Annotated in this window: 23 protein-coding genes and 1 tRNA gene; 23 read left to right on the forward strand and 1 reads right to left on the reverse strand. The window is 50.7% G+C overall.

Translation table 11 applies throughout. The annotated features are described in order from the left end of the window. Nucleotides 1-53: 53 nt before the first annotated feature. From NH461_RS05090 to nadA, 13 genes are all read left to right on the forward strand, one after another. A complete protein-coding gene (locus NH461_RS05090) occupies nt 54-1,331 on the forward strand; it encodes an NAD(P)/FAD-dependent oxidoreductase (RefSeq protein ID WP_261602172.1) in 1,278 nt (425 codons plus the stop codon). Nucleotides 1,332-2,340: 1,009 nt separating this feature from the next. Beyond that, complete coding sequence (gene cydA / locus NH461_RS05095) at nt 2,341-3,927, forward strand: cytochrome ubiquinol oxidase subunit I (protein ID WP_261602173.1); 1,587 nt, start codon at nt 2,341-2,343, stop codon at nt 3,925-3,927. Between the two features lie 18 nt (nt 3,928-3,945). Beyond that, nucleotides 3,946-5,082, forward strand: coding sequence for a cytochrome d ubiquinol oxidase subunit II (gene cydB, locus NH461_RS05100; protein WP_261602174.1), 1,137 nt, complete (start codon nt 3,946-3,948; stop codon nt 5,080-5,082). 11 nt (nt 5,083-5,093) lie between these two features. Further along, on the forward strand, nt 5,094-5,201 hold the full coding sequence (cydX, locus tag NH461_RS05105; RefSeq protein ID WP_261602175.1) for a cytochrome bd-I oxidase subunit CydX: 108 nt from the start codon (nt 5,094-5,096) through the stop codon (nt 5,199-5,201). Further along, entirely contained in the window at nt 5,194-5,496 is a 303-nt protein-coding gene (locus tag NH461_RS05110) for a cyd operon YbgE family protein (RefSeq protein WP_261602176.1), read from the forward strand. The genes cydX and NH461_RS05110 overlap by 8 nt, the downstream gene beginning before the upstream one ends. A gap of 231 nt (nt 5,497-5,727) precedes the next feature. Next, the gene (gene ybgC, locus NH461_RS05115) at nt 5,728-6,135 is read left to right on the forward strand and encodes a tol-pal system-associated acyl-CoA thioesterase (RefSeq protein WP_261602177.1); all 408 of its coding nucleotides are present in this window, start codon (nt 5,728-5,730) and stop codon (nt 6,133-6,135) included. After that, on the forward strand, nt 6,132-6,818 hold the full coding sequence (gene tolQ / locus NH461_RS05120) for a protein TolQ (protein WP_261602178.1): 687 nt from the start codon (nt 6,132-6,134) through the stop codon (nt 6,816-6,818). The genes ybgC and tolQ overlap by 4 nt, the downstream gene beginning before the upstream one ends. Nucleotides 6,819-6,824: 6 nt before the next feature. Next, entirely contained in the window at nt 6,825-7,271 is a 447-nt protein-coding gene (gene tolR / locus NH461_RS05125; protein ID WP_261602179.1) for a protein TolR, read from the forward strand. A 9-nt stretch (nt 7,272-7,280) separates the two neighbouring features. Next, nucleotides 7,281-8,366 carry a cell envelope integrity protein TolA gene (gene tolA / locus NH461_RS05130; RefSeq protein WP_261602180.1) on the forward strand — a complete coding sequence of 362 codons (1,086 nt, stop codon included), beginning with the start codon at nt 7,281-7,283 and terminating at the stop codon, nt 8,364-8,366. Between the two features lie 13 nt (nt 8,367-8,379). Then, nucleotides 8,380-9,726: a Tol-Pal system beta propeller repeat protein TolB gene (gene tolB, locus NH461_RS05135; protein ID WP_261602181.1), complete on the forward strand. Its 1,347-nt coding sequence runs from the start codon at nt 8,380-8,382 to the stop codon at nt 9,724-9,726. 39 nt (nt 9,727-9,765) lie between these two features. Beyond that, nucleotides 9,766-10,317 carry a peptidoglycan-associated lipoprotein Pal gene (gene pal, locus NH461_RS05140; RefSeq protein ID WP_261602182.1) on the forward strand — a complete coding sequence of 184 codons (552 nt, stop codon included), beginning with the start codon at nt 9,766-9,768 and terminating at the stop codon, nt 10,315-10,317. Between the two features lie 16 nt (nt 10,318-10,333). Further along, complete coding sequence (gene ybgF / locus NH461_RS05145) at nt 10,334-11,095, forward strand: tol-pal system protein YbgF (protein ID WP_261602183.1); 762 nt, start codon at nt 10,334-10,336, stop codon at nt 11,093-11,095. Between the two features lie 163 nt (nt 11,096-11,258). Beyond that, complete coding sequence (nadA, locus tag NH461_RS05150; RefSeq protein WP_261602184.1) at nt 11,259-12,320, forward strand: quinolinate synthase NadA; 1,062 nt, start codon at nt 11,259-11,261, stop codon at nt 12,318-12,320. Nucleotides 12,321-12,414: 94 nt separating this feature from the next. Here the strand turns inward: nadA and NH461_RS05155 are convergent, their stop codons facing one another. After that, on the reverse strand, nt 12,415-12,993 hold the full coding sequence (locus tag NH461_RS05155; protein WP_261602185.1) for a UPF0149 family protein: 579 nt from the start codon (nt 12,991-12,993) through the stop codon (nt 12,415-12,417). Between the two features lie 291 nt (nt 12,994-13,284). Here NH461_RS05155 and NH461_RS05160 point away from each other — a divergent pair. The 10 genes from NH461_RS05160 to NH461_RS05205 all read left to right on the forward strand — a co-directional run bounded on the left by NH461_RS05160 (nt 13,285) and on the right by NH461_RS05205 (nt 26,217). Continuing rightward, nucleotides 13,285-13,372, forward strand: a tRNA-Ser gene (locus tag NH461_RS05160). A gap of 486 nt (nt 13,373-13,858) precedes the next feature. Then, nucleotides 13,859-14,575 (forward strand): response regulator transcription factor, encoded by a 717-nt coding sequence (locus NH461_RS05165; RefSeq protein ID WP_261602186.1) that lies wholly within the window; start codon nt 13,859-13,861, stop codon nt 14,573-14,575. A gap of 105 nt (nt 14,576-14,680) precedes the next feature. Then, on the forward strand, nt 14,681-15,958 hold the full coding sequence (locus tag NH461_RS05170) for an ATP-binding protein (protein ID WP_261602187.1): 1,278 nt from the start codon (nt 14,681-14,683) through the stop codon (nt 15,956-15,958). Between the two features lie 382 nt (nt 15,959-16,340). Next, the gene (locus NH461_RS05175; RefSeq protein WP_261602188.1) at nt 16,341-17,780 is read left to right on the forward strand and encodes a phosphoethanolamine transferase; all 1,440 of its coding nucleotides are present in this window, start codon (nt 16,341-16,343) and stop codon (nt 17,778-17,780) included. A 65-nt stretch (nt 17,781-17,845) separates the two neighbouring features. Next, nucleotides 17,846-18,766 carry an IS5 family transposase gene (locus NH461_RS05180; protein ID WP_261600582.1) on the forward strand — a complete coding sequence of 307 codons (921 nt, stop codon included), beginning with the start codon at nt 17,846-17,848 and terminating at the stop codon, nt 18,764-18,766. 378 nt (nt 18,767-19,144) lie between these two features. Then, complete coding sequence (locus NH461_RS05185) at nt 19,145-19,567, forward strand: diacylglycerol kinase (protein WP_261602189.1); 423 nt, start codon at nt 19,145-19,147, stop codon at nt 19,565-19,567. A 52-nt stretch (nt 19,568-19,619) separates the two neighbouring features. Next, nucleotides 19,620-20,609 carry a DUF2860 domain-containing protein gene (locus tag NH461_RS05190; protein ID WP_261602190.1) on the forward strand — a complete coding sequence of 330 codons (990 nt, stop codon included), beginning with the start codon at nt 19,620-19,622 and terminating at the stop codon, nt 20,607-20,609. A gap of 149 nt (nt 20,610-20,758) precedes the next feature. Next, nucleotides 20,759-21,850 carry an efflux RND transporter periplasmic adaptor subunit gene (locus tag NH461_RS05195; protein WP_261602191.1) on the forward strand — a complete coding sequence of 364 codons (1,092 nt, stop codon included), beginning with the start codon at nt 20,759-20,761 and terminating at the stop codon, nt 21,848-21,850. Nucleotides 21,851-21,853: 3 nt separating this feature from the next. Further along, nucleotides 21,854-25,009, forward strand: coding sequence for an efflux RND transporter permease subunit (locus NH461_RS05200; protein ID WP_261602192.1), 3,156 nt, complete (start codon nt 21,854-21,856; stop codon nt 25,007-25,009). A 755-nt stretch (nt 25,010-25,764) separates the two neighbouring features. Next, nucleotides 25,765-26,217 carry an L-alanine exporter AlaE gene (locus NH461_RS05205; protein ID WP_261602193.1) on the forward strand — a complete coding sequence of 151 codons (453 nt, stop codon included), beginning with the start codon at nt 25,765-25,767 and terminating at the stop codon, nt 26,215-26,217. The last annotated feature ends 260 nt before the right edge of the window (nt 26,218-26,477 follow it).

Here is a 26,477-nt window from a genome sequence, read left to right on the forward strand (position 1 = left end):
CCGTGACAACATTCGCGCGTTTTTTTTCAGGTTATTGGTAAGAGCAACTCGGCATGTTCAAAGACAGTGATTATATCCAGAGCTATTATCAGGCGACGGTGAACCCGTTTCCCGAGCAACCTTCGCTTGATCAGAGCGTTGAAGCGGATGTGTGTATTATCGGCGGTGGCATGACCGGCCTGAGTGCGGCGATTGAATTGCGTCAGAAAGGGTATTCGGTAGTGGTGCTGGAGTCCCGCCGTCTGGCCTGGGGCGGCTCGGGCCGCAATGGCGGGCAGTGCCTGGTCGGCTATTGCCTGGGGCTGCGTGAGGTGGATGAGACCTACGGCCCGGCGTGGGGCAAGCAGTTGTGGGATCTGTCCTGTGAAGCGGTGGATATTGCCCGCGAGCGGATAGAACGTTTCAATATTGATTGTGATTTCCGCCAAGGCTATATCGAGCTGGCGCTGAACTCTGGCCAGGAAACCGAGCTTCAATCCTGGCTCGAGTTGAAACAGAGTCGTTATGACTATCCGAGTGCCAGTTGGTGGGATCAGTCAAAAATTCATCAAGTGGCGCACACCGAACGCTATCTGGGCGGGTTGTACGATGCCAACAGTGCTCATTTGCATCCGCTGAACTACACGCTGGGACTGGCGCAGGCCGCGAAAGACCTCGGGGCCTCGCTTTATGAGCACAGCGCGGCGGTCAAGATTGAACAAGGCCAGCCCCATGTGGTCCATACCGCCAAGGGGCAAGTGAAAGCCCGGCAGGTCCTGCTGGCGTGTAATGCTTATCTCGACGGTCTGGATCGCAAAGCGCAGAGTGTGGTGTTGCCGGTGGCTTCTTATATTGCGGTGACTGAGCCGCTGGGTGAGCGCCAGCCGATCAGCAATCAGATGGCGATGTCGGACTTGAATAACTGTCTGGACTATTACCGCCCGACGGCGGATGGCCGTATTCTGTTTGGCGGGGTAAATCATCCGTTTAACGGCGAATATGCAGACTCGATGGAGCGCTTGCGCCAACGGTTGATCACTGTGTTCCCGCAGTTGTCGGATGTCAAAATGGACTATCACTGGGGCGGCCTGTTTGCCGTGACCCGCTCTTACATGCCGCACATTGCGCATCTGGGGAAAGATATCTACGTTGCACACGGCTATACCGGGCATGGCGTCGGGCTGACCAATATTGCCGGGAAAGTTGTGGCGGAAGCGATGGCGGGTCAGTCAGAGCGCTTTGATGTATTTGCTCGGATCAAGCAAGGTTGGATCCCAACCCCGCAAGTGCTGCGGACACCGGCGTTGGCGCTGGCGATCTGGAAAGCCAAACTGGAAGATGCGCTGGGCTGAATGGCCCCCTGCATTGATAGGATGAAAAACGGGTCTGACCGAAAGGGCAGACCCGTTTTGTTTTTTGGTGCGCCGTCAGCAGCAAGTTTTTTAGGCTTTGCGACCGCCAACGGCTGGAATCCATTCACAATTTGTTGACAAATTACACAGGCTTAGCCGGGTTCATGCCGGGCATCTGAAACCGGACGAACCGCGTTTGAACACAAAATAACCGTGTTTCAGCAGTTATTTTTTGCCAGTTCGGCAAAAGCAGGTTGGTAAATTGCAATTATTTTTTTCAGCAAACGGCTCATTGCGGGTGACTCACTCATTTTGGAACGGAAACAGAAAATTCATCGAAAGTGTGAGTTTTACCGACTCGGCGTCTCACTCAACTTTTCGGGTGAATTATAGATAATCTTTGTCATGGATGAAGCGATATAAATTGTCAGTTCGGATTAGTTTTACTAATCAGATTTCGGTCGGGTGACATTATTTTGGCAGGGATTTCATCCGGGCAGCAGTGAGTTGGGGACTATCAACCCTATTCCCATCATGGGCAAGCAAACGGGTTTTTCTAACGCAAGAGACAACACCATGTTCAAAAGAAAAACAACATTCCGTGATGGGGGAATGAGTCAATAAAATGCATTGAGACAGTGTTTTTTTTAGCTTTTTCGGCGGGAATCACGAATTTCGTTAAATTTGATCTATGTCAACCCAAAAGCGGCTGATTAAAAAATGAGCAGGGTTTGTTGATATTTATCAAGGCAAATTGTGCGATAAATCGATTGAGCACGGCGAATATTATCAGTAATATTAGCAATGACTTTATTAGCTGTAGCTTAACAATAAGTTAACCGGATTGGTACACAACTGCAACATGAAGAACGCCATTGATTATAAAAATAAATGGCTGCCAGGACGGTGACTGAATTTGCGGTTTTGTTGGCTACGATTTGCTAAGCCCAACCATCGGTACACTGTGTCGTACTGTCGTCAGTCAGCCTGGCGAAAAAAGGAGTTCTCAATGTTCACTGATATCGTCGAACTATCGCGGTTACAGTTCGCATTAACTGCGATGTATCACTTTTTGTTCGTCCCATTGACTCTGGGGATGGCGTTCCTGCTTGCCATCATGGAGTCGGTCTATGTTATGACCGGAAAGCAAATCTACAAGGACATGACCAAGTTCTGGGGTAAGCTTTTTGCCATTAACTTTGCTCTGGGTGTGGCCACCGGCCTGACCATGGAGTTCCAGTTTGGTACAAACTGGGCATACTATTCCCACTATGTCGGGGATATCTTCGGCGCGCCGCTGGCGATCGAAGCCCTGGTTGCCTTCTTCCTTGAATCCACTCTGGTCGGCCTGTTCTTCTTTGGCTGGGACCGCCTGTCTAAACGTCAGCACCTTGCGGTGACTTGGCTGGTGGCGCTTGGCTCTAACTTCTCGGCCTTGTGGATCCTGATCGCGAATGGTTGGATGCAAAACCCGGTGGGCGCAGAGTTCAACTTTGAAACCATGCGTATGGAAATGGTGAGCTTTGCCGAAGTGGTCTTCAACCCGGTTGCCCAGGTGAAATTCGTTCACACCGTGGCTTCCGGTTATGTGTGTGGCGCGATGTTCATCATGGGGATCAGTGCTTACTACATGCTGAAAGGTCGTGATATCCCGTTTGCCCGCCGCTCTTTCGCGATTGCGGCATCTTTCGGGATGGCCTCGATCCTGTCTGTGATCGTGCTGGGTGACGAATCTGGCTACGAGCTGGGCGACGTGCAGAAAGCCAAACTGGCGGCGATTGAAGCTGAGTGGCACACCGAAGAAGCGCCGGCGGCATTTACCCTGTTTGGCCTGCCAAACCAGGAAGCCATGCACACCGATTACGCGATTAAGATCCCATACGTGATGGGGATTATTGCGACGCGTTCTTTCGATACCGAAGTGACCGGCCTGCGCGATCTGAAAGCGGAGCACGAAGTGCGTATCCGCAACGGGATGGTCGCTTACGGCCTGCTGGAAAAATTGCGTGCCGGTGAGAAAACGCCGGAAAACATCGCAGCCTTCGACGCGGTGAAGAAAGATCTGGGTTACGGCCTGTTGGTGAAGCCTTATGCTGATAACGTGGTTGATGCAACAGAAGCCGATATTGCTCAGGCTGCGGATGACTCAATCCCAACGGTTTGGCCGCTGTTCTGGAGCTTCCGGATCATGGTCGCCTGTGGCTTCCTGATGCTGGGTATTTTTGCTGCGGCGTTCGTCCAGACCTGCCGTCACAAAATCACCGAGAAGCCATGGGTTCTCAAAGCAGCGCTGTACGGTATTCCACTGCCTTGGATCGCGATCGAATCTGGTTGGTTTGTTGCCGAGTACGGCCGTCAGCCATGGGCTGTGGGTGAGATCCTGCCGGTATCTATGGCGGCATCGAATCTGGCTGCGTCTGACATCATTACCTCAATGGTGGCGATTATTGCACTGTACACCGTTTTCCTGATTGCTGAGCTGTACCTGATGATCAAATTCGCTCGTCTGGGTCCAAGCAGCCTGAAAACCGGCCGCTACCACTTTGAAACCACTGATGCCCCACACAATGTGGTGACGCGTCAGGTCGAAGCATAAATCAGGGAGATTACGGCAATGTTTGAATATGAAGTATTGCGATTCATCTGGTGGTTACTGATCGGTGTGCTTTGCATCGGTTTCGCCATCACCGATGGATTTGATATGGGTGTGGGTGTGCTGTCTAAAATTATTGGTAAGACAGATACCGAGCGCCGCGTGATGATTAACTCGATCGCCCCGCACTGGGACGGGAACCAGGTATGGCTGATCACCGCCGGTGGTGCCCTGTTTGCAGCCTGGCCGCTGGTATACGCGACAGCGTTCTCCGGCTTCTACCTGGCGATGATTGTGACCCTGGCTGCGCTGTGGCTGCGTCCGATCGGTTTTGACTACCGCTCAAAAATTGAAAACCCGCAGTGGCGTGAAATGTGGGACAAAGCGATCTTTGTCGGCAGTTTTGTACCACCGGTGATCTTCGGGGTAGCCTTCGGTAACCTGCTGCAAGGCGTGCCGTTTGAACTGAGCGATCTGTTGATCCCGACCTATAAAGGCACCTTCTTCGGTCTGCTGAACCCGTTTGCCCTGCTGTGTGGCGTGATCAGCCTGCTGATGATTGTGACCCAAGGCGCCGCGTACCTGCAGATGAAAACGACGGCTGAGATCCGTGGGCGTGCGCGTCGCGTGGCGATGCTGACCTCGCTGGCGATGGCGGCCTGTTTCGTGGTGGCTGGTTTCATGGCGCAAAGCATCGAGGGGTACATCATTACTTCTGAGATCGTGACCAATGCACCGTCGAACCCACTGACCAAAGAAGTGATGCGTCAGACCGGGGCACTGTTTGCCAACTATGATGCGTACCCGCTGCTGTGGATTGCCCCGGCACTGGCTGTGTTCATGCCGCTGCTGACGGTACTGGCGTCTCGTGCCAACCGAGGCGCGCTGGCATTCATTACTTCCAGCCTGACCATGGCGGGTGTGGTGCTGACCTTCGGTTTCGCACTGTTCCCGTTCATCATGCCGTCAAGCCTGGTGCCAAACCACAGCCTGACCATGTGGGATGCGACGTCTTCTGAGCTGACGCTGAATATTATGACAGCGGTTGCGGCCGTGATGGTGCCCATTATCCTGGCGTACACCTCCTGGTGTTATTACAAGATGTTTGGTCGCCTGGATACGCAATACATCGAAGACAACAAGAACTCACTGTACTAAGGAGACAGACTATGTGGTATTTCGCTTGGATCCTGGGTGTGCTGCTGGCCTGCTCATTCGGCATCATCAATGCGCTGTGGTTGGAAACAACCGAAAACATGGATGCCGACAGTGAGTAATCTCGATCACTGGGTGAAGCTGGTGCACCGGCCGTTGAATTTCAGCGTGTTGCGGATGCTCGGGCTGTTGATGTCGGTTGTCACTGCGGCGTTGGTCGTGTGGGAGCCGACACTGTTCGCCCAGGCGATTGGCGGGTTCGGGCCGGTTATTTCACCGGCCCTGATTTGGGCAACGTGCGCTGCCATGGTTTACGGTGTCGGCTTTGTGCCGGTCCGTTGGTACTGGCAGCTGTTCTTCACTCCATATGCCGCACTGCCGATATTGGCTTATATCCTCTGGCTCCGGTTGCTCTGATCTGACAGAGCCTATCGAGCGCCTGGCGCGAAGCGCTGAATCTCACAGCCCGTTACTTCGGTAACGGGCTGTTTTTTATGGTCCGTTTTTTGAATTGGCAAAAAAATCTGACGATTTGTGACGGTTGGTAAATGCGCCATTTCATAATGACAGGCAACTTAGGTATAGTAAGCGACTAGTGAAACGAGGTCAGGACAGACACTGGCCGAGGTGTGATTGCATGGGATACCGATGACAGAAGAAAATGCCTTTGAATGGCCAATCACCATTTATTACGAAGATACCGATCTGGGTGGCATCGTTTACCACGCCAATTACTTAAAATTCTTTGAACGTGCCCGCACGGAACTCTTCCGGAGCCACGATGTCAGTTTACAGGCATTGTTTGCGCAGCAAATCAGCTTCGTGGTACGCCATATGGACATTGATTTTCATAAAGGTGCCCGGCTGGACGATCGTCTGGTTGTCCGGACCTGGCCGGTTAAAATCCGCCGCGCCTCCATCGAATTCTGTCAGGTTTTAGTAAACAATACTGGTGAAACCTTGTGTAAAGCATTGGTTCAGGTAGCCTGTGTCCATCCTGAAACGATGAAGCCAACCCAGATCCCAGAATATATTAAGTCGGAGATATCGAAGTGACTGCTGAACTGTCCATTTTAGATCTTTTTTTACAGGCGAGCCTGCTGGTAAAGATCGTGATGCTTATTTTGCTGGGTATGTCGATCGTCTCCTGGGCGATGATCGTGAAGCGCTCCCAGGTGCTGTCCCATGCGGCAGCCAAAGCAGAACGCTTTGAAGATCGCTTCTGGTCGGGTATTGATCTGTCTCAGTTATACCAGGAAGTACAGGCGAGAAAAGACAACCTGACCGGCTCTGAACAGATTTTTTACGCCGGCTTTAAAGAGTTTGCCCGCCTGCACCGTAGCAACGGCAAAGTGCCGGATGCGGTGATGGAAGGGACCGGCCGTGCCATGCGCGTTGCGCTGTCCCGCGAAGTCGATGAAATGGAAACCAACCTGCCGTTTCTGGCCACAGTGGGCTCGATCAGCCCTTACATCGGCCTGTTCGGCACGGTCTGGGGGATCATGCACGCCTTTATCGCCCTGGGGGCGGTGAAGCAAGCGACACTGGCGATGGTTGCCCCGGGGATTGCGGAAGCGCTGGTCGCGACGGCGATGGGTCTGTTTGCCGCGATTCCGGCGGTGATGTTCTACAACCGCTTGACCAACAAGGTGACCAAGCTCGAACATACCTACGCCACCTTTATGGAAGAGTTTTCCAGCATTTTGCACCGCCAGGCTTTTGCTGCACATCAGGAGTAATAAGCCATGGCTTATCAACCAAAAAAGCGCAAAATGACCGCGGAAATCAACGTGGTGCCATATATTGACGTCATGCTGGTACTGCTGATCATCTTCATGGTCACGGCACCATTCGTGACGCAGGGCGTAGATGTCGAATTGCCGGCCACCCAGAGTGCGAAAACTGCAGCGGAGCTGATGGGCGATGACAACAGCGGCTCGCCGATCATTGTCGAGGTAGACCGTGACGGCAATCTGGGCCTGAGTGTCAACAATACCGATATGGTGCGTGGTTTACCGCTCAACGATCTGCTGACCCGGATCCGGGCTGAGCTACAGCTGAATCCGGGCTCACCGGTGCTGGTCGGCGGGGATGGCCGTGTGCCGTATTCGTTTATCGTCGAGACCCTGGATGCCCTGAATCAGGCCGGGGTCGGTTCGGTGGGTCTGATGACGGAACCTTTGGAGCAGTAGGCGAGCAGGATGAAAGATAACAATTACAGTGCTGCCGTCATTATTTCGTTACTTCTTCATGGTTTACTGATAGCGGCGCTGTTATGGGGAACGGATTTCTCCATGAGCAAGCCCCAGCCGCAAGGCAACACGATTAAGGCGGTGGTGGTGGACCCGGCGTTGGTCAACCAGCAGGCGCAGCAGATTCGTCAGCAGCGTGAAGCGGCCAAGAAAGCTGAACAAGATCGTCTGAAGCGACTGGAGCAACAGGCGGAAGCTCTGGAGCAGCAGCGACTGGCGGAAGAAAAGCGTCTGCGTGAGCTCAAAGCTAATAAGCTGAAAGCGGAAAAAGCGGCCCGTGAAGCGGAGGCCGAGCAGAAGCGGATCGCCGAAGCCAAGCGTCAGGCAGAGCAGGAAAAGCGTCGTGCCCAAGAAGAAGCCCGCCAGGCAGAGCAGGAACGACAAGCCAAGCTGGCAGCCAAGCGTCAGGCTGAAGAAGAAGCGCGTCAGGCCGAGGTTGCCCGTCAGGCAAAACTGGCCGAGAAGCGTAAAGCCGAAGAAGAAGCCCGCAAGGCCGAACAAGAACGTCAGGCGAAGCTGGCAGCGAAACGCAAAGCGGAAGAAGAAGCACGTTTGGCGGAAGAGCAACGCAAGGCTGAGCTGGCGGCGAAGAAAAAGGCCGAACAAGAGCGGCGTAAAGCAGAAGCGGCCCGAAAGGAAGCGGAGCGTAAAGCGGCGGAAGCCCGCGAACTTCAGCGCCAGCAGGAAGCGGCACTCAATGATATGTTTGCCGGCCTGGAAGCGGAAACCGAGCAGCGTGGTGGGGCCCGCGGTCAGTTTATCGAGGATGAAACCCAGCGTTACGCCATGATTTTCCAGGATCTGATCCAGCAGAAGCTCTTGGTGGATGAGAGCTTTTTCGGCAAAGAGTGTGTGATCCGGATGCGACTCGCTGCGAACGGATTACTGCTGGATGCTTCGGAAGTTGGTGGTGACGGCGCTCTGTGCCGGGCGTCAAAAGCTGCGGTGGTGAAAGTCAGCCAGTTCCCGATGCCGGAAGATGCGGCAGTGGTTGAGAAACTGCGTAATATTAGATTAACCGTAAGCCCGCAATGATTGAGGAGTAGTAATGAAACGTTGGATCATGGGCTTGTGTATTGCTCTGTTGAGTTTTAGCCAAATCGCACAAGCTGAATTAGAGCTGGTGATCACTGAAGGGGTTGATTCTGCTCGCCCGATTGGCGTGGTACCGTTCAAGTGGGAAGGCGAGGGCCGGATGCCGACCGATCTGGCGGCGGTGATTGCCTCCGATTTGCGCCGCAGTGGCAAGTTCAGCCCGGTGGCGACCAGCAAGATGCCGCAAACGCCGTACAGCGATGAAGAAGTGGATTACACCGCCTGGACTTCGCTCGGGGTGGATGCCCTGGTGACCGGTCAGGTGACCCTGAATGCCGATGGTAACTATGTCATCAAATACCAATTGGTGGATGTGGTTCGCGGCCAGCTGACCAGCGGCGAAAGCCGGGGGCTGGATAACGGCAAGTTGGTCCTGACCAAAGATCACGTGCTGTTTACCCGCACGGCGACGGTGAAAAAGAGCCGTCTGCGTCAGTACGCGCACCGGATCTCCGATATCGTCTACGAGACGCTCACCGGCGAGAAAGGGGCCTTCCTGACCCGGATTGCGTATGTGGTGATTGACGACAAAGCCAAATATCCGTACCAGCTCCGCATTGCTGATTATGACGGCTACAACGAACAGCTGGTGCTGAAGTCGCAGCAGCCGTTGATGTCACCATCCTGGTCTCCGGATGGCAGCAAGCTCGCTTATGTCAGCTTTGAAAATAAGCAAGCCCAAGTTTTTGTGATGGACATTTACCAGGGCACCCGCGAAATGGTCGCGTCGTTCCCGCGGCATAATGGTTCACCACGTTTTTCACCTGATGGTAAAAAACTTGCATTAGTGCTCTCGAAAAGCGGCAGTTTACAGATTTATGTACTGGATCTGGAAACGAAGAAACTCGCCCAAGTTACGGACGGTCGTGCGAATAACACCGAGGCATTTTGGGATCCAGATGGTCAGTCTATGATCTTTACCTCAGACAGAGGTGGTAAACCCCAGATATATCGAGTAAATTTAGCAGACGGTTCGACTAAGCGTCTTACTTGGCAAGGAAGTCAGAACCTGGGTGGTCAATTGACGCCTGATGGACGGTTCTTGGTAATGGTACACAGATCAGCCTCTGGGTATAACATTGCTAAACAAGATCTGAAAACCGGTGCGGTTCAGATATTGACGAAGACGTTTTTGGATGAGTCGCCAAGTATTGCACCCAACGGCGGCATGGTGATTTACAGCTCGGTGAATGATAAATCGAATGAGTTGTCGCTTGTGTCGATTGACGGGCGCTTTAAAGCACGATTACCTGCGACGAACGGGCGGGTTCGCGCTCCATCCTGGGGGCCGTTCTTATAACGTTCACCTAAAAAAATAGCGATATAAAAGGAAAATAAAATGCAACTGAATAAAGTTTTAAAGGGTTTGGCAATTGCGCTGCCAATGATCACGCTGGCTGCTTGTAGCTCGAACGAAAGTACTGACAGCGCTGCGGCATCAGAAACGACCAATGCCGGTGCGGGCACAGCAGTGACAACACCTGCGGATCAAACTACAGTTGCAACGCCAGTAGAAGCAGGCGATGCAGCCCTGTCTGAGCAAGAAGTGCGTAACCAGCAGCTGCGCCAGGAGCAGACTGTTTACTTCAAGTTTGATAACGCTGAAATTCAGCTGGATTACCAGGATATGCTGACAGCACACGCACAATACCTGCGTGATAACGGTGCGGTGAAAGTGATTGTTGAAGGTCACGCGGATGAGCGTGGTACGCCAGAGTACAACATTGCACTGGGTGAGCGTCGTGCCAATGCGGTTGCGAAATACCTGCAGGCGCTGGGTGTTTCTGCAAGCCAAATCTCGATTGTGAGCTACGGTGAAGAGAAACCACTGGTTCTGGGCCACAGCGATTCAGATTACGCCAAGAACCGTCGTTCGGTTCTGGTTTACTAATCTGTAGGAAACGACTATGAACAGTAACACGATGCGTCGCCTCGCATTTACGTTGCTGGTTGGTGCGGCGACCCAAGTGGTCGCCGCACCTGCACCTGTTACCGAGCTGAATAGCGCTGGTAGCAACAGCCAGCAGCGTGATGACAGCTTGACCCGCCTGGAGCGGATGATTGAGGCGCGAAATCAAATTCAGCTGGAGATGCAGCGCCAGTTGGATCAACTGGGCTCTGAGGTCAGCGAGCTGCGCGGTGCCGTAGAGCGCAATACCTATGAGCTCAACCAGATGCTGGAGCGCCAGCGTGAGCTCTACCGGGAGCTGGATACGCTGAGCCGTCAGCCGCAAGCGCAAGCCAAACCTGAGTCTGATGAGCCAGCCTCTTCGGAGACGTACAGCACCAACGTCAGTGAAAACGATGCCTACGAGAAAGCCGTCAATCTGATCCTCAAAGAGAAGGATTACAACGGGGCCGTGGCAGCGTTTCAATCCTTCCTGAGCACTTACCCGGAATCGGTTTATCTGCCGAACGCCCATTACTGGCTGGGACAGTTGTACTTCACCCAGAATCAACTGCCGAAAGCCACTGAGCAGTTTAAAGCGGTCACCAGCTACAAAGATTCCAACAAACGGGCAGATGCGATGCTGAAGCTGGGTGTGATCGCCGAGCGCAGCAAGCAAGTGGATGAGGCGAAAAAGCTGTATCAGCAAGTGATGGAACTCTATCCGGACTCGACCAGCTCCAGCCAGGCCGAGCGGCAATTGAAAAAGCTTGCCAAGTAAAAAGAAGTTTCGCTAAAGGTCAGTTTTTACTGGCCTTTTTGCTATCTGAGATCCGGGCCTTGTTACAGACTTGTCAGAACTTTGTGGGGCTGTGTATAAATTCAGCGGCGGCGGTGTATAATGCCCGGACGAGTAAGGACGAGCTGATAGAGCAATTCGAAACATGAGCCTGACATTTGATCCCTCTGAAATGGTTTACCCGTTTCCCCCGAAGCCGACGCCGTTGACTGTCGACGAGCAGCTGGCATACAAAGAAAAAATCAAAGCCCTGCTGAAGGAAAAAGATGCGGTTTTGGTTGCCCACTACTACACCGACCCTGAAATTCAGGCCCTGGCAGAAGAGACCGGCGGTTTCGTCGGCGATTCTCTGGAAATGGCCAAGTTCGGGAACCAGCACCCGGCCAAGACCCTGGTGATCTGCGGGGTGCGCTTTATGGGGGAATCAGCCAAAATCCTGACCCCGGAGAAGCGGGTGTTGATGCCGACGCTGGAGGCAGAGTGTTCGTTGGATCTGGGCTGTCCGGCTGATAAATTCTCCGAGTTTTGCGATGCCTATCCGGATCATACCGTGGTGGTGTATGCCAATACCTCGGCGGCGGTGAAAGCGCGTGCCGACTGGGTGGTGACCTCTAGTATCGCGCTGGAAATTGTCGAGCACCTGGATGCGGAAGACAAGCCGATCATCTGGGGGCCGGATCGCCATCTGGGCGCGTATATCCAGAAGCAAACCGGCGCTGACATGCTGCTGTGGCAAGGTGAGTGCGTGGTGCACGATGAGTTCTCGGCCAAAGCCCTGCGGGAGATGAAGCATCTCTACCCGGACGCCGCCGTGCTCGTCCACCCGGAGTCACCGGCCAGCGTGGTCGCGCTGGCCGATGCTGTGGGCTCGACCAGTCAGCTGATCAAGGCCGCGAAAACCTTGCCGCATCAGAAGCTGATTGTCGCGACGGATAAGGGCATCTTCTTTAAGATGCAGCAAATGGTGCCGGAAAAAGAGTTGGTGGAAGCGCCGACCGCCGGGGCCGGCGCAACGTGCCGTAGCTGTGCCCATTGTCCGTGGATGGCAATGAATGGCCTGAAGGCCATCGAAGAAGGTCTACGCGAAGGGGGCGCGCAGCATGAGATTTTCGTCGACCCGGACCTGCGTGAGAAATCGCTGATCCCGCTGAACCGGATGCTCGATTTTGCCGCAGCGCTGCAATTGAAAGTGAAAGGCAACGCCTGACGCACAAGTGCTTTATCGCCGCGATACGCAGGCATCATAAACAAATGGCGGCCATTGGCCGCCATTGTTGTTTCGTTCACTAGCCGTTGCTGCGTTATTGCTGCGCGTCGACCAGCGCCTGGGCGCGTAGTGTGAGGCCGCAGACCATGGTCGGCACGGAGTGAAAGATCTCTTCAAATTGCGCCAGGTTGTCAGCGCCTTCCTGAGACAGGGCTTCCATCGCATTTTCCGGATCGTACAGCAGGCTGAAGCACAGCAGTACGCCGCCAAGCAGGGCATTGTCTTCACTGTCTTCCGGCATCAGGGTTTCCCAATCGTCACGCGCCAGTTGCCAGCCTTGCAACATCCCTTCGGAAAACTCACGGGTCGCTTCGCTGACCAACTCTTTATCGTCCAGGGCGCAATCTTCCGGCCACTGCCAGGTCCCTGTCAGCAGGGCTTCGCGAGTTTGGTTCCAAATCTCAACAATCGCATTGGCATACGTTTCCAGCTCTTCATGGCTGGCAAAAGGTGATGTTTCTTCGCCGCCCCACATAAAGGCCAACCATTCGGACGGGTTGATTAGATGTGGCGCCGCCGCCATGGCGGTGATAAAACCACGAGTTTGTGATTCAGACAGTAGTTGCTCGGCCAGCTGGCGATCTTGCAGTAACTCACTTAGTGGGGATGACATAATACAATCTCGTTGAACAGGATATGTGTACGTCATGGCTGCCGGATGGGTCCGCCGGGCCGCATGACGTCTGTATAAAGTAAAAGTATAAAGCTTGCATTGTAGCAGCCAGGGCCGGGCAACACAGTAGCAACAGGGCCGGATCTATGGTTTTGATTCCGGAACTGCTGCAATATTAAGCATGCACGCCGATTTTTTTTGTTTTTTATTGACCTTGCAGAGAGCGGACACTATAGTTACGCCCCGTTGAGACGACAACCATAAACCGTTGTTGCCAACAACAATCTGATTGGTGAGGTGTCCGAGTGGCTGAAGGAGCACGCCTGGAAAGTGTGTATACGGCAACGTATCGAGGGTTCGAATCCCTCCCTCACCGCCATCTTCCCGAAAAGACCGCCTACAGGGCGGTCTTTTCGTTTCTGCTACCTCTTTCACACCTTTCTATCCATTGCCAGATCTTTCTCGCCAATACAAAAGATTTGCTGTTGTGTTTCGGGACCGGTCGTCTGCGGTGTCTGCAAACCCATGCGCTTGCGTTTGTTCATGGCTTTGCAATCAAACTTGCTGTCGTGACTTAATAGTCATTAACTCTGGTGTAAATAGCTGGTATCGTAAAGAAAAATTGGTTTATTTGGCGCCTTGTCAGGTGTCGATATCGCCTGCCACCATACTGAGTGTCTATAGTTTTCTGTACTCATGCGCGGTGATACCATTTTTCTTTTTGTGTCGTGCCGTGAGAATGACGGGCCATTGATAATGATTCAACCACTGTCATGCCAAGGCTTTCTTGGGCTTTATCTTGAGTTCTCAGAGAATCGGTAGCAAACAGCTCAGAAGACAGCAAACCTATACCGTAGAAATGATTATGAGCCACCTAGAACGTATAAATATCCTCATCATTGAAGATGACTTAAAGCTCGCTGGATTGATACAGAATTATTTGGAACAGCAGGGGTTTACAGTCAGGCATGCTGAAACTGGCCAGCAAGGCTTGCAGATTGCAAGAGAAATGACCCCGCAGTTAATCATCTTGGATCTGATGTTACCCGTGATGAATGGACTGGCGGTGTGTCGTGAGCTTAAATCCTGGTACAAGGAATTGATCTTGGTGCTAACCGCCAGTGATGATGATATGGACCAGGTCGCGTTATTAGAGATGGGGGCGGATGATTTTGTGCATAAGCCTATCCATCCGCGGGTGCTACTGGCTCGCGTCCGGGCCTTACTCCGGCGTTATGAACATCAGCCAGCTTCAGCCACTAACGAGAGAGCAGAACAGTTAAACTTTGGACAATTAACCCTCCATCTCGGCCGACGTCTGGTCCAACTCAACGACAAGCCGGTTAATTTAACCGAGATGGAATTTGAACTCTTATGGTTATTGGCCAGTAACCCCGAAAAGCCGCTCTCTCGGGATGATATCAGCTTGGCTCTGCGGGGGATTGAACATGATGGTCTGGACCGCTCGATTGATAACCGGATCGTGTCGTTACGCCGGAAGCTTGGCGATCATTCGGGTGTGCCACGACGCATTATCACCGTGCGTGGAAAAGGCTATTTATTTGTGACCGATCGGTGGTAAGGCCTGAGATTTTCAATGACAAAAAATGGACAAAATTAAGCTATGAACCGAGCCGCTTTCGCAGCCACACTGACCCGACGTTGGCAAAGGATTTTGAGTCAAGGCATGTTGAAACAAGTTGTGAGCTTAGTTTTGGTGTTAACCACAGTCTATATATTGTATACAAGGGTGGTGGTGCCTTCCATTGGCGTTCTTTATTATCAGGAAGTGGCAGAAGACAAAGCCCGTGATTGGCGCGGTACCTACTTGCTCTTGCAGCGGTTGTACCCAACTCAGACGGCACCACAGTGGCAAGCGTTACTGGAGCAAGTCCGCCAAACATCCAATATTCCGATTGAAGCTCGTCCTTTGGCACAGTGGCAGCTGCCGGAACAGGGGGTCAACATACTGCTAAAAGGTGAGATTTGGGTCGCCGACTGGCAAGAAGATATCACTTATCAGCTCATTGGCGGGGATGTTGTGGCACGTATTGGTCCCATCGGAACCACAGATAGTGCCATGATGATTTATGCTTTCGCGACAAAGTACTTACCCCTGCTGTTCATCGTCACGATCACGCTCGGCTGGGCCCTGTGGTTGCAATATAGATTACAGCGTTTGGAACAGATTTCTGTCTCCTTTAGTCAAGGTGATTTTCATACCCGGGCCCCGGAAGGTGCGCTGGCGTTAGGAGATTTAAACCGTGCCTTTAATCGGATGGCCGAGCGGTTAAAGCGTCTTTTCCTTAGTCAGAAACATCTGACGAATGCTGTGTCTCATGAGCTGCGCTCCCCGATTGCCCGGCTAAGATTTCAACTGGAAATGCTGATCGATGAAAAAGATGAGGCCGCGATACAAAGCTATATTGCCGGCATGTCAGAAGATTTAGATGACATGGACGAGATGATCGATGAAATGTTGACCTATGCCAAGATGGAGCGTACCGAACCTTTGGTCCAGCTTGAGCGGATTGCTATCTGTCAGTGGTTACAGTCCCAGCAGCAGTATTTACTCGGTGAGATAGATATGGCGATGCGCCTCAAGTTACCCACTGCTGAGGTGCAAGTCGCCGCAGATCCGGCACTGTTAAGTCGTTTGTTACGCAACTTGGTGTCGAATGCCGGACATTACGCGGTAGAAACCTTGGTTGTGGGCATCGATGTTACCGATGACAGCTGCTGTTTATGGGTTGACGATGATGGGCCGGGGATCCCGCAAGAACAACGCCAGCAGCTCTTTGAACCTTTTACTCGGCTCGATTCAAGCCGTAATAAAAATAGTGGCGGCTATGGTTTGGGGCTTGCCATTGTCGCGCAAATCGCCCGTTGTCACCGTGGGCAGGTAGAAATACAAGAAAGCGCGTATGGTGGCACACGCATGCTCTTTCGCTGGCCACTGAAATAAAGCATCAGCTATGGCCCATGCCTTCGTCAGAGCGCTGTCCCGCTCCTGGGAGGCTGAAAGTCTAAATCAGGAGATGTATCTCATCACTCAGCGCCGGGATCGGCGCTCACTTCTATTGTTCCCGCTCCCGTAACCGCCATTTCGACATAAAACAGGTGTGAAAGCTGCCGCTTGAGGGGCATACCGGATCGCTGTAACGAATGTCATCAGGCCTGACAAACGACGACAAAGTACGACAAATGTCGACAGGGTTACCACTGAATCACGACATCTCTTGGGGATATTTTCGGGCATATTTTTGGGGTCCGTAATAACCGTCTAGAGAGAAAAAAATGTCCCGTTCATACGTTTTGTTGGTCATGCCCCAGGAGATCGCTAAGTCATGATGGATTTAGTATTCCGTTGGAAAAATAAATTGACCCAAACCACCATGAGTTCGACTCGGCTTACGTTACTGCTCTCGGTGAGCTTGGTCTTGTTTTATAACCTTCCGTTGTGGCAGGAAATATTAAGTTTGCACTATGAGATGAATTTTCGGAATTTGGTGTTCTTTATCTCATTGTTTGTATTTCTTGTCAGTTGTTTTAATGTTGTGTTATTGCTGATTGCTTTGCCATATATTCAAAAGCCGCTGACGATACTCATTTGTATTTCGGCAGCTTTTGCAGCTTATTTTATGGATGCATACGGGATCATGATTGATCGCACGATGATCCAAAATACGCTGGAAACAGATCCCGGCGAAGTTTTCGAATTACTCAGTCTCAAAATGCTGCTCTATTTTCTGGTTTTTGGTTTGATCCCTGCGGTAGTGATTTATTGCCTCAATATTCAAAAGCAGAGCCTCGGCAAAGAAGTTGTGAGTCGACTTGTTAGCGGGACAAGCAGTTTTATCGTGGTAGGTTTGATAGCCTTTACATTTTATCAGGATTACGCATCCTTGTTTCGCAATAATCGTCATTTACGTTATTTGCTTAATCCGTCGAACTATATTTATGCCTCGGTCACTTACCTCTCCAACGTATTGGATTCCGGGAAGATCACGATACAACCGATCGCCCTGGATGCCAGGCGTGAGTCGAGAGTGACATCGGATAGAAAAAGCCTGACCATCCTGGTGGTTGGAGAGACCGCAAGGGCGGCAAACTTTTCATTCAATGGGTATGATAAAAACACCAATCCACAACTGAGCCAGCAGGACATTATTAATTTCAGCAATGTCTCCTCATGTGGTACGTCTACAGCTGTATCATTGCCCTGCATGTTCTCTCATTTTGACCGGACGGACTATAGCCGCTCTGAAGCCAAGCAATATGAAGGGTTGCTGGATGTACTGGCCCGGGTTGGTGTGGATGTGTTATGGCGAGAAAATAATTCCGGCTGTAAAGGGGTCTGTGATCGGGTTTTTACAGAAGAGTTAAGCCAGCAGGCGGTCAGCGAATTTTGTCGGGATCAAGAATGCTTAGATGAGATCTTGCTTCATCGCTTGGAAGAATACATCGACAATTTGACCCATGATGCTTTTATCGTGTTGCACCAAAAGGGAAGTCACGGGCCTGCCTATTATCGAAGATACCCACAAGGTTTCGAAAAATTTATACCTGTGTGTCGAACCAATCAACTGCAGGACTGTACTCGACAGGAAATTACCAATGCGTATGACAACAGTATTTTGTATACGGATCATTTTTTAAATAAGGTTATCGAGTTTCTAAAACAGCGCTCGAAACATTATGATACAGCGATGATCTACTTGTCGGATCACGGGGAATCACTCGGTGAAAACAATATGTATCTGCATGGAACCGGCTTTGTTGACTAAATCGGCGTGAACTTTTCTTGCAGTCAGTGATCTGATCTTGTGACGTTTACTGACAGGCCACCCTCATGGGAAAAAGCACTTACCGAACAGATAACTGGAAAGAGTACAACCAATCACTGATTAACCGCGGCTCGCTGACATTCTGGATCGACGAAGAAGCGATAAGCGGCTGGTTATGCTCTGAACATCACGGTAACCGTGGACGCGGCTATCAATATTCAGACACTGCGATCATGACTGCTCTCATGGTGAAGCGACTATTCAACCTGTCACTTCGTGCTGTTCAAGGTTTCATGAACTCGGTGTTTTCTCTGATGAAAGTACCACTAACATGCCCGAACTACAGCAGCATCAGCAAGCGAGCGAAAACGGTCGATATCCCTATCAAAATGCCTGCTCGGGGTGAAATTCGTCATCTAGCTATTGACGCAACTGGCCTGAAAGTATTCGGCGAAGGTGAGTGGAAAATGAAAAAGCATGGCAAAGAACAACGTCGTGTCTGGCGAAAGCTCCATCTTGCTGTTGATGCTGATACCCACCAAATTATCTGCGCAGAACTCTCGTTATCAACCGTCACCGATGGTGAGGTCATGCCAACATTACTTAACCAAACTTATCGTAAGATCAAATCGATATCAGGTGACGGCGCTTATGATACCAGGCTGTGCTATCAAGCGATTCAACGGAAGAAAGCACAGCCCCTTATCCCTCCCAGAACTGGAGCAGCATACTGGGAGCACGGTCACCCCAGAAATGTTGCGGTTGCAAACCAGCGTATTCACGGTAGCAATGAACACTGGAAAAAGACCAGTGGTTACCACAGTCGCTCAATCTCGGAAACGGCGATGTCGAGATATAAGCGACTGCTTGGTTCAGCTTTAAGCCTGCGTGATTACAACGCTCAGGTCGGAGAAGCGCTTGCTGCCGTCCGTGCGTTGAACAAGTTAACAGGGCTCGGCATGCCCGTAACTCGTAAAGTTAGCTAAAACATGGCTTAAATTGGGTCGATCTGTTGTTTTCCTGATTTGATCAACAAAGCCCATGGAACCCCATATCTGTTTGCACCCCGGGAGCAGAAGCATGTGCCTTTGATGATGTGGCTGTCCGAGAAATACCGTGTTCACCACAGCATCGACCAGGAGTGTTTAAACGACAAGCGGGCGGATGAAATATCGCAAGATTACCTTTTCCACTCGGTACTGGGCTTAATGTCAGTGAAAACGGATATCTACCGTGAAGAGTTAGATCTTTTTGCCAGCTGCCGCAGTCAGAATACAGACGCATAGCCGGTGGCACTTGTTGTAACCCGGGTCAGTGATGACCAACACTCCCGGGTTTTTTATAACCAGGACAGGGGATTCGCGATGACAGAAGTATTGAATAAACCAAATGGTAAAGGTCTGATGCGTTTGCTTAAAGCAATGCGATGTTCAATTGCTGGTTTTAAAGCGGTCTATCGCTACGAGGCAGCCTTTCGGCAGGAGTTATTCTTAGCTGGGTTGTTATTGCCGTGCAGCCTGATACTCGCCGATGACTGGCTGCAATTGATTTTATTGGTTTTCGGAGTTTTGTTGATTTTACTTGTGGAGATCATTAATTCAGCACTGGAGGCTGTTGTGGACCGTATTGGTCTGGAGCAACATGAACTTTCCGGACGGGCCAAGGATATGGGATCCGCTGCGGTTTTTGTTGCATTGCTTATATACATATTGATCTGGGGAAGTGTGATATTCCATAACTTGACCAATATATTTAATCAACTGACTAAATCGATCCTGGTCGGGTAAAATAATCTCGTCATTTATTCTATTTTGTTACCAAATATTTAGGAATATAAAAATGGTTTATAAAATAAGCTACACATTGGTTATCTTATCACTGCTATATTCTGATTTATCGATAGCAGAACTGGCAGAAAATAAAGGTATAAGTGGTGAAGTGTCGATAAACACGGCTTACCTGTCATATAAGTCTAATTTCAATACGGAAGGGAACCGTGTCAAATCAGATGATTTAAACACAGCAGGCAGTTCAGACAATCAAGTGACATTGACGCCTTTAGGAAATTTACAATATACATTTGGTTCCGGGTTAAATAAACAGATCTTCATTGGTACTTCGCGTGAGGATATTTTAGTGGGTGACTTTGCGCTTGAGGTTGGTTATCGCCAAGCGTTTGCAGACGGGACGGTTGTCAGTGTTGCCTATCTTCCCAGTGTCGAATCGGGTGAGACCTGGGCCGATCCATATTTAACAAACGCGGAAAGAAAAACAACGGATACATCGGGTGACACTTACCGTTTCACGCTCAGTACGATTGCGGGGTCTGGTCTATCGATTGATTTGGCTTTTGCGACAACAGAGATTAAGGATGAAAAATCAGGTGCTGATCTTTCCGTCGCTGAGCAGAAATTGCTTGATCGAAACGGGAGCAGTTTTTATATCAGTACCGAGTATCAAGTTGATATTGATCAGACATCAGCATTCGTACCCTCTATTACCTATATTGCTCATGATGCTGATGGAGAGGTTATGGCCTTTTCTTCCTATGCCGGAGAGCTGACCTACTACAAAGCATTAGGTCATCATTTTTTAGCGATCACTATGGGATACGGGGTCAGCGATTATGATAAAGCGAATCCACTGTTTAACAAAACGCGCTCCGATGACAGTTACAGTTTATTTGCCGCCTATGAATATGACTCAGTCTTTGGTCTGAATCATTGGTCCCTCATGTCATTCGCAGGATACAGCAGTAGTTCATCGAATATCGAATTCTATGATGAGAGTGGCTATATGGTCTCAATGGGTTTGAACTACAAATTTTAGTATCCGCACAATAGTTGAACAGAAAATAACGATTAGATTTTCAGAGCGCGATCAATCACGAGCGCGGTCTGATTATTTCTGTGTCCGTGAGGATCAGCAAGGCGCACTCATGCAGCCCTTACTCGATCATTATGTCAAAGGAGTTGTTCATGTCTATGCGACATCGGCTGTCGACCCAGTTGGCTGCTAAGCCCTATGTCATTTCAGTTGTTCTGGTATTACTACTCTTTGCTTGGATGGCGTCAGGGCAATTATCTCAGCCTGACCAAACCCAGCCGATGCTAACTGACTGGTCGACCGGATCACTGCCCAGCGTGAGGACGAAAGCATTCAAGGCTGAGTTGGTTACCCGTTCTGTACACTTGTATGGTCGTACAGAGCCTGATCGCACGGCGACGGTTGCTGCCGAAGTGTCCGGACAAGTCATTGAAGTGATAGCCCGACGCGGTAGCGTCTTGAAAGAGGGGGATCTGATTGCCCGGATCGAGACAAACAACCTTCCTGAGCAAATTGCCTATGCAAAGGCGCGCTTTAAGCAGAGAGAGGTGGAATTTGACGGTATTCAGAAACTGAATGCGAACGGCTTTCAGGGAAAGGTTCGGCTGGCGGAAGCCGTCGCGTCCCTGAGTCAGGCACAAGCTGATTTGGCAGCGCTTAACCGTATGCTCAGTAAAACAGAAATCAGAGCATCTCAATCAGGAATACTCAACGAGCGTTATATCGAAGCAGGCGACTTTGTTTCGGTCGGGGCGGCAGTGGCTGAAATTACGGATATCAACCCTTTGGTCGTCAGGGCTGATGTGACCGAGAAAGACGTCCATGCCATTCATTTAGGTCAGAAGGCAGTCGTTAGTTTACGCAACGCACAGCAGGTTGAAGGTGAACTGCGCTATATTTCTCGCGTTTCAAATAAGGAAACGAACACCTTTAAAGTTGAAGTCAGCATTCCCAACGCCGATTTGAAGCTCTGGGCGGGGGAGAGTGCCGAACTTACGCTTTCGCTGGAAGAAACTCGAGCCATTAAGCTCCCGCCTTCATACCTGGCGTTGGATGATGCCGGTCAAGTCGGTGTGAAAACGGTCACTGATGGTGTGGTCGGTTTTCATCCGGTTGATTTAGTCAAAACGGATGTAGACGGCGCCTGGTTAGGTGGTTTTGATGCGGCGGCTGAAATCATTATTCTCGGCCAAGGTTTTGTCAATGTTGGTGATCGCGTCAGCACCACCAGAGTGGGAAATTAACGCATGGTCCGCGTGATTGATGCCGCATTATCCAGAAGCCGAACAACGGTTGTTTTACTCCTGCTGCTGTTGACTGTGGGTTCGTTCAGTTATTTCTCAATCCCAAAAGAATCTGATCCGGATATCCCGATTCCCTATGTCTCTGTTGAAATAGAGCATGACGGTATTTCGCCAGAAGATGCAGAGAGAATGCTGTTACGTCCGATGGAACAAGCGCTCCAGGGACTCGATGGACTGAAGGAGATGCGGGGCATTGCGGCTGAAGGGTATGCCTCGCTCTCCCTTGAGTTTCAGTTAGATATCGATCAGAAACAAGCGCTCGCCGATGTTCGCGATAAGGTCGATTTAGCGAAAGCAAAGCTTCCTGCAGGGACTGAAGATCCCATGGTTCACGAAATTACTCTGGCGGCCTGGGATCCGGTCGTGACGATCGTCTTGTCCGGCGCTGCACCTGAGCGAGCGTTGATCCTGCTGGCACGGCAGCTTCGGGACAAACTGCAAAACCTGAAAGAGGTTTTGGAGGTTGAAATTGGCGGTGACCGGGATGAAGTCGTCGAAGTTTCCGTGAACCCGCTGCTGATGGAAAGTTACGGCCTTGAGCCAGAGTCTATCTTTACCTTGTTGTCGCGCAGTAACCGTCTGGTTGCTGCCGGGGTCATGGATAACGGTAAAGGGCGCTTCCCAATCAAAGTGCCTTCGGTGTTTGAGAGCATGACCGATATCCTGACATTGCCGGTGAAGGTCGATGGCGACCGAGTGATCACCTTGGGGGATATCGCGCAGATACGCCGTACCTTTACGGATCCCACTTCATTTACCCGGTTAAATGGCAAACCTGCCATTACGTTAGAGGTGAAAAAGCGAGCGGGAGAAAATGCGATTGAGACGGTCAATAAAGTGCGTGATATCGTGACCGAAGCGGCAACCATGTGGCCTGTCAACGTGCAGGTGGATCTGACGGGGGATGCCTCAGAAGAGATTAAGGACATGTTGACCGATCTCCAGAATAATGTCGCTTCGGCTGTGGTACTGGTGGTGATCGTGATTATCGCGATTTTAGGGATCCGCAGTGCTGCCTTGGTGGGCATTGCGATTCCTGGGTCTTTTTTAACCGGGATATGGGTGCTGTCAGCCTGTGGCATGACCATGAATACGGTGGTGCTTTTTGGGTTGATCATGGCCGTTGGGATGTTGGTTGACGGCGCGATAGTTGTGACTGAGTTTGCCGATCGGGAGATGAGTGAAGGGATGCACAGAAAAGCAGCTTATCAGCTCGCAGCCAACCGGATGGCATGGCCGATTATTGTCTCTACCGCCACGACATTAGCAGCGTTTGCGCCTTTGCTTTTTTGGCCCGGCATGATGGGCGAGTATATGAAGTACCTGCCGCTCACGCTGATATTTACCCTCAGCGCCTCTTTGGTGATGGCCTTGATTTTCGTTCCCACCCTCGGGACTTTGTTCGGCAAGCCGAGACCCGTCACACCGGTATCGAAAGCCCAGTTTATCGAAGCAGAGCAAGGAGAGATGACCAAGCTGAAAGGGTTGACCGGCTTATATGTTCGCGCTCTGAAGCGTGCTATCCACCGTCCCTGGTTCAGCCTTGTGACGGCCTTGGTTTTCTCCGTTGTGGTCTTGGCCGGCTATGGTGTGTTTGGCAAGGGGCTCGAGTTTTTCCCGGATATCGACACCGGATCCTTTGAGATTACCGTGCGTTCGCAGGGTAATCTTTCCATCTTGGAAAAAGATGCCGTGATGAAAGAAGTCGAGATGCAGTTACTGGGGATGGAAGGGGTGCAAACGCTCTATGCCAAGACGGGAGGTGAAGATGAGGTTGGCTATATCCGGGGTAATCTGACGGACTGGCAGGGGCGTCGTCATGTGGATGAGCTCATTGCCGAGGTTTTACAACGGACTGATCACCTGGCGGGGATCGAATTGGAAGTACGTCAGGATGACAGCGGCCCAGCATCAGGTAAAGCGGTACAGTATGAGATCAGTTCACGTGATTCAGCGTTGTTGCAACAGGCGCTAGCAAAAGTCAGAGCAGCGTTTGAGCAGCATCCGGCATTGACCAATGTCAGTGATAATCACAATAAACCGGGGATGGAATGGCAGATCGAGGTCAACCGGGAGAAAGCTGCACGCTTTGGTGCTGATACGACCTTGGTGGGGGAAAGTGTACAGCTTGTGACGACAGGACTCGAGATTGGCAGTTATCGACCTGATGAGAGTGATGACGAGATTGAGATTAAAGTTCGTTTTCCTGAAGCGTACCGTCATATAGACAGCTTGCAGCAACTCAGGTTGAAAACATCGAACGGTCAGGTACCGATGAGTAATTTCACCGAGCTGAAAGCAACCCGCAAACAGGGGGTGATCAATAAGGTCGATAGCCGGCGGGTGATCACGTTAGCAGCGGACTTAGCGCCGGGTTATCGCCTGAATGATGTCTTGCCCGATATGATGGCGAGAATTACGGCATTAGGCTTGGATCCCAGAGTCGAACTCACGCTTCGAGGTGAGAATGAAGAGCAAGAAGAGTCTGAGATCTTTCTGCTGCAGGCTTTTGCCGTGGCCCTGGCTGTCATGACTCTGATTCTGATCACTCAGTTTAATTCCTTTTACCAGGCTTTCTTGATCCTCAGCGCGGTGCTCTTTTCAACGGTTGGCGTCTTCCTGGGATTACTCGTGACGCAACAAGCCTTTGGTGTTGTGATGGGCGGCTTGGGGGCTATTTCTTTGGCTGGCATTGTCGTGAACAACAATATCGTTCTTATCGATACCTTTAATAGCTTGTGTCGGGCAGGGGTTGCACCGATGGAAGCGATTTTACGAACCGGGGCTCAGCGCCTACGCCCGGTACTGATGACGACAATGACGACGATATTAGGCTTGATGCCAATGGTGCTGGAGATGAACCTCGACTTCTTTCATCGCAATATCGAGTTCGGAGCACCCGTCTCGAAGCTTTGGGTGCAGTTGGCGTCGGCTGTGGTCGGGGGACTCAGCTTCGCCACATTACTCACGCTGATATTGACGCCATGCATGTTGGCACTGCGTATCAACAGAAAAGATCGACCATCTCAATCACCGGTTGCGCTGGTGGCTCAAGCAGCAGAGCCCGGGGTTGTGTCTCATCTTGGCGTTGGAAAGTAGAACCGACCTTCAGCCTGAGACTGTGAGCTTGGCCGGGAGTCGTATGGCTTCCGGGAAGGCGACCCTCAGGCCATGTCCCCACGACTGAGCGGTTAGGTCAAAATGGCTTGTAAGAAAATTTCATTCATTTGGGCCAGGCGCTGCCCATTCCATTTTTGACGTCAGACGACACTCAAGTCAAAAGTATCATGAAATCCCACTTTACCCCTGAATTATTTGTTTCAAATGATTTTAGGCCATCAAATGCTGCTGAGTCCTTGTAAAACTCATCTATCTGACCGTTGGCTGAACTTATTGTCATTGCTTAAGTTGTTGTGAAAAATTTTTCTCATTTCTTCGAATATTCTTGAGATTGTATTTCTTATATAAAACAGTAATTTATGATTTTATGTTTATACTCGTCTCAATTTGTATCTGTCATCGGTGTAAATTTTTAGCCATTGGGGTTTAGTCGGGTTGAAGCTGGTTAAAATGACCGGATAACTGCTCGATGCATGGTTGTATTTGCCATGAAAACTGAAAATGTGAGCTGTCTCAACATCCGTTGCAGCACGGCAGTACCGCAATCGTGGTGAATTATCTCAACATCAGTGCAAAATTTGGTTGTAAATTAACTACCAAATTAAAAATTTGGTGATTAATTTTGATAGAAACCTGTTCTAATACACAAATCAACTGGTTTTATCGGTTTAATCCAGTTGATTTAATGATTAACTGGTTTTTTGGCCTTATTTTATATTATGGGGATTTGCGATATGTCGGTGAAAGGTCAATTTTGTGTGCGTAATGCAGCAGCAGATACATTTGCCATGGTTGTGTTTAGTTTTTTCACCGGCATGATGATCGAAATATTCATCTCAGGGATGACGTTTGAGCAATCCCTGGCTTCGCGAACGTTATCAATTCCGGTTAATATCGCCATTGCCTGGCCCTATGGCGTGTTTCGTGATTATATCTTGCGCAGCGGTTACCGACTGTCGCCGAGCAGCTGGATGAAAGGGCTGTCTGATATGGTTGCTTATGTCCTGTTCCAGTCACCGGTCTACGCCGGTATCTTGTGGGTGGTCGGGGCCGATGTCGATCAGATTGTGACTGCGGTGACCAGTAATGCTTTTGTCTCCGGCCTGCTGGGTGTGGTTTACGGCGTGTTTCTGGACATCTGCCGTCGCGCGTTTCGTGTCCCGGGTGTGACGGGCACGATAAGCTGATATTTATGCCATAAAAACTGTTATAGCCCACTTTATCGTTGTCATTTTACAGCGATGAGGTGGGCAGTGTCCCCTGCTCCCCCTGAATAGCCATCAGTAATACCAATCAAAGTAAGTAAGCAGAAATAGCGCAGGAAAAATGGTTGAGAACAAGGCTGAGTTTTTAAATCAGTAGTTATTCTACAATCAAAAATTCTAACGCAGTTATCGAGCATTTGAACAAGCTAGGATGACCCCTTATTGACTGCGATTGGTATAAT

Source organism: Photobacterium sp. TY1-4, assembly GCF_025398175.1.
In the GTDB taxonomy this organism is placed as follows: Bacteria; Pseudomonadota; Gammaproteobacteria; order Enterobacterales; family Vibrionaceae; genus Photobacterium.

Coding starts and splice junctions, on each gene's coding strand:
- NH461_RS05090 (WP_261602172.1), top strand. CDS start 54: ATGTTCAAAGACAGTGATTATATCCAGAGCTATTATCAGGCGACGGTG.
- cydA (WP_261602173.1), top strand. CDS start 2,341: ATGTTCACTGATATCGTCGAACTATCGCGGTTACAGTTCGCATTAACT.
- cydB (WP_261602174.1), top strand. CDS start 3,946: ATGTTTGAATATGAAGTATTGCGATTCATCTGGTGGTTACTGATCGGT.
- cydX (WP_261602175.1), top strand. CDS start 5,094: ATGTGGTATTTCGCTTGGATCCTGGGTGTGCTGCTGGCCTGCTCATTC.
- ybgC (WP_261602177.1), top strand. CDS start 5,728: ATGACAGAAGAAAATGCCTTTGAATGGCCAATCACCATTTATTACGAA.
- tolR (WP_261602179.1), top strand. CDS start 6,825: ATGGCTTATCAACCAAAAAAGCGCAAAATGACCGCGGAAATCAACGTG.
- tolA (WP_261602180.1), top strand. CDS start 7,281: ATGAAAGATAACAATTACAGTGCTGCCGTCATTATTTCGTTACTTCTT.
- tolB (WP_261602181.1), top strand. CDS start 8,380: ATGAAACGTTGGATCATGGGCTTGTGTATTGCTCTGTTGAGTTTTAGC.
- pal (WP_261602182.1), top strand. CDS start 9,766: ATGCAACTGAATAAAGTTTTAAAGGGTTTGGCAATTGCGCTGCCAATG.
- ybgF (WP_261602183.1), top strand. CDS start 10,334: ATGAACAGTAACACGATGCGTCGCCTCGCATTTACGTTGCTGGTTGGT.
- nadA (WP_261602184.1), top strand. CDS start 11,259: ATGAGCCTGACATTTGATCCCTCTGAAATGGTTTACCCGTTTCCCCCG.
- NH461_RS05155 (WP_261602185.1), bottom strand. CDS start 12,993: ATGTCATCCCCACTAAGTGAGTTACTGCAAGATCGCCAGCTGGCCGAG.
- NH461_RS05165 (WP_261602186.1), top strand. CDS start 13,859: ATGAGCCACCTAGAACGTATAAATATCCTCATCATTGAAGATGACTTA.
- NH461_RS05170 (WP_261602187.1), top strand. CDS start 14,681: ATGTTGAAACAAGTTGTGAGCTTAGTTTTGGTGTTAACCACAGTCTAT.
- NH461_RS05175 (WP_261602188.1), top strand. CDS start 16,341: ATGATGGATTTAGTATTCCGTTGGAAAAATAAATTGACCCAAACCACC.
- NH461_RS05180 (WP_261600582.1), top strand. CDS start 17,846: ATGGGAAAAAGCACTTACCGAACAGATAACTGGAAAGAGTACAACCAA.
- NH461_RS05185 (WP_261602189.1), top strand. CDS start 19,145: ATGACAGAAGTATTGAATAAACCAAATGGTAAAGGTCTGATGCGTTTG.
- NH461_RS05190 (WP_261602190.1), top strand. CDS start 19,620: ATGGTTTATAAAATAAGCTACACATTGGTTATCTTATCACTGCTATAT.
- NH461_RS05195 (WP_261602191.1), top strand. CDS start 20,759: ATGTCTATGCGACATCGGCTGTCGACCCAGTTGGCTGCTAAGCCCTAT.
- NH461_RS05200 (WP_261602192.1), top strand. CDS start 21,854: ATGGTCCGCGTGATTGATGCCGCATTATCCAGAAGCCGAACAACGGTT.
- NH461_RS05205 (WP_261602193.1), top strand. CDS start 25,765: ATGTCGGTGAAAGGTCAATTTTGTGTGCGTAATGCAGCAGCAGATACA.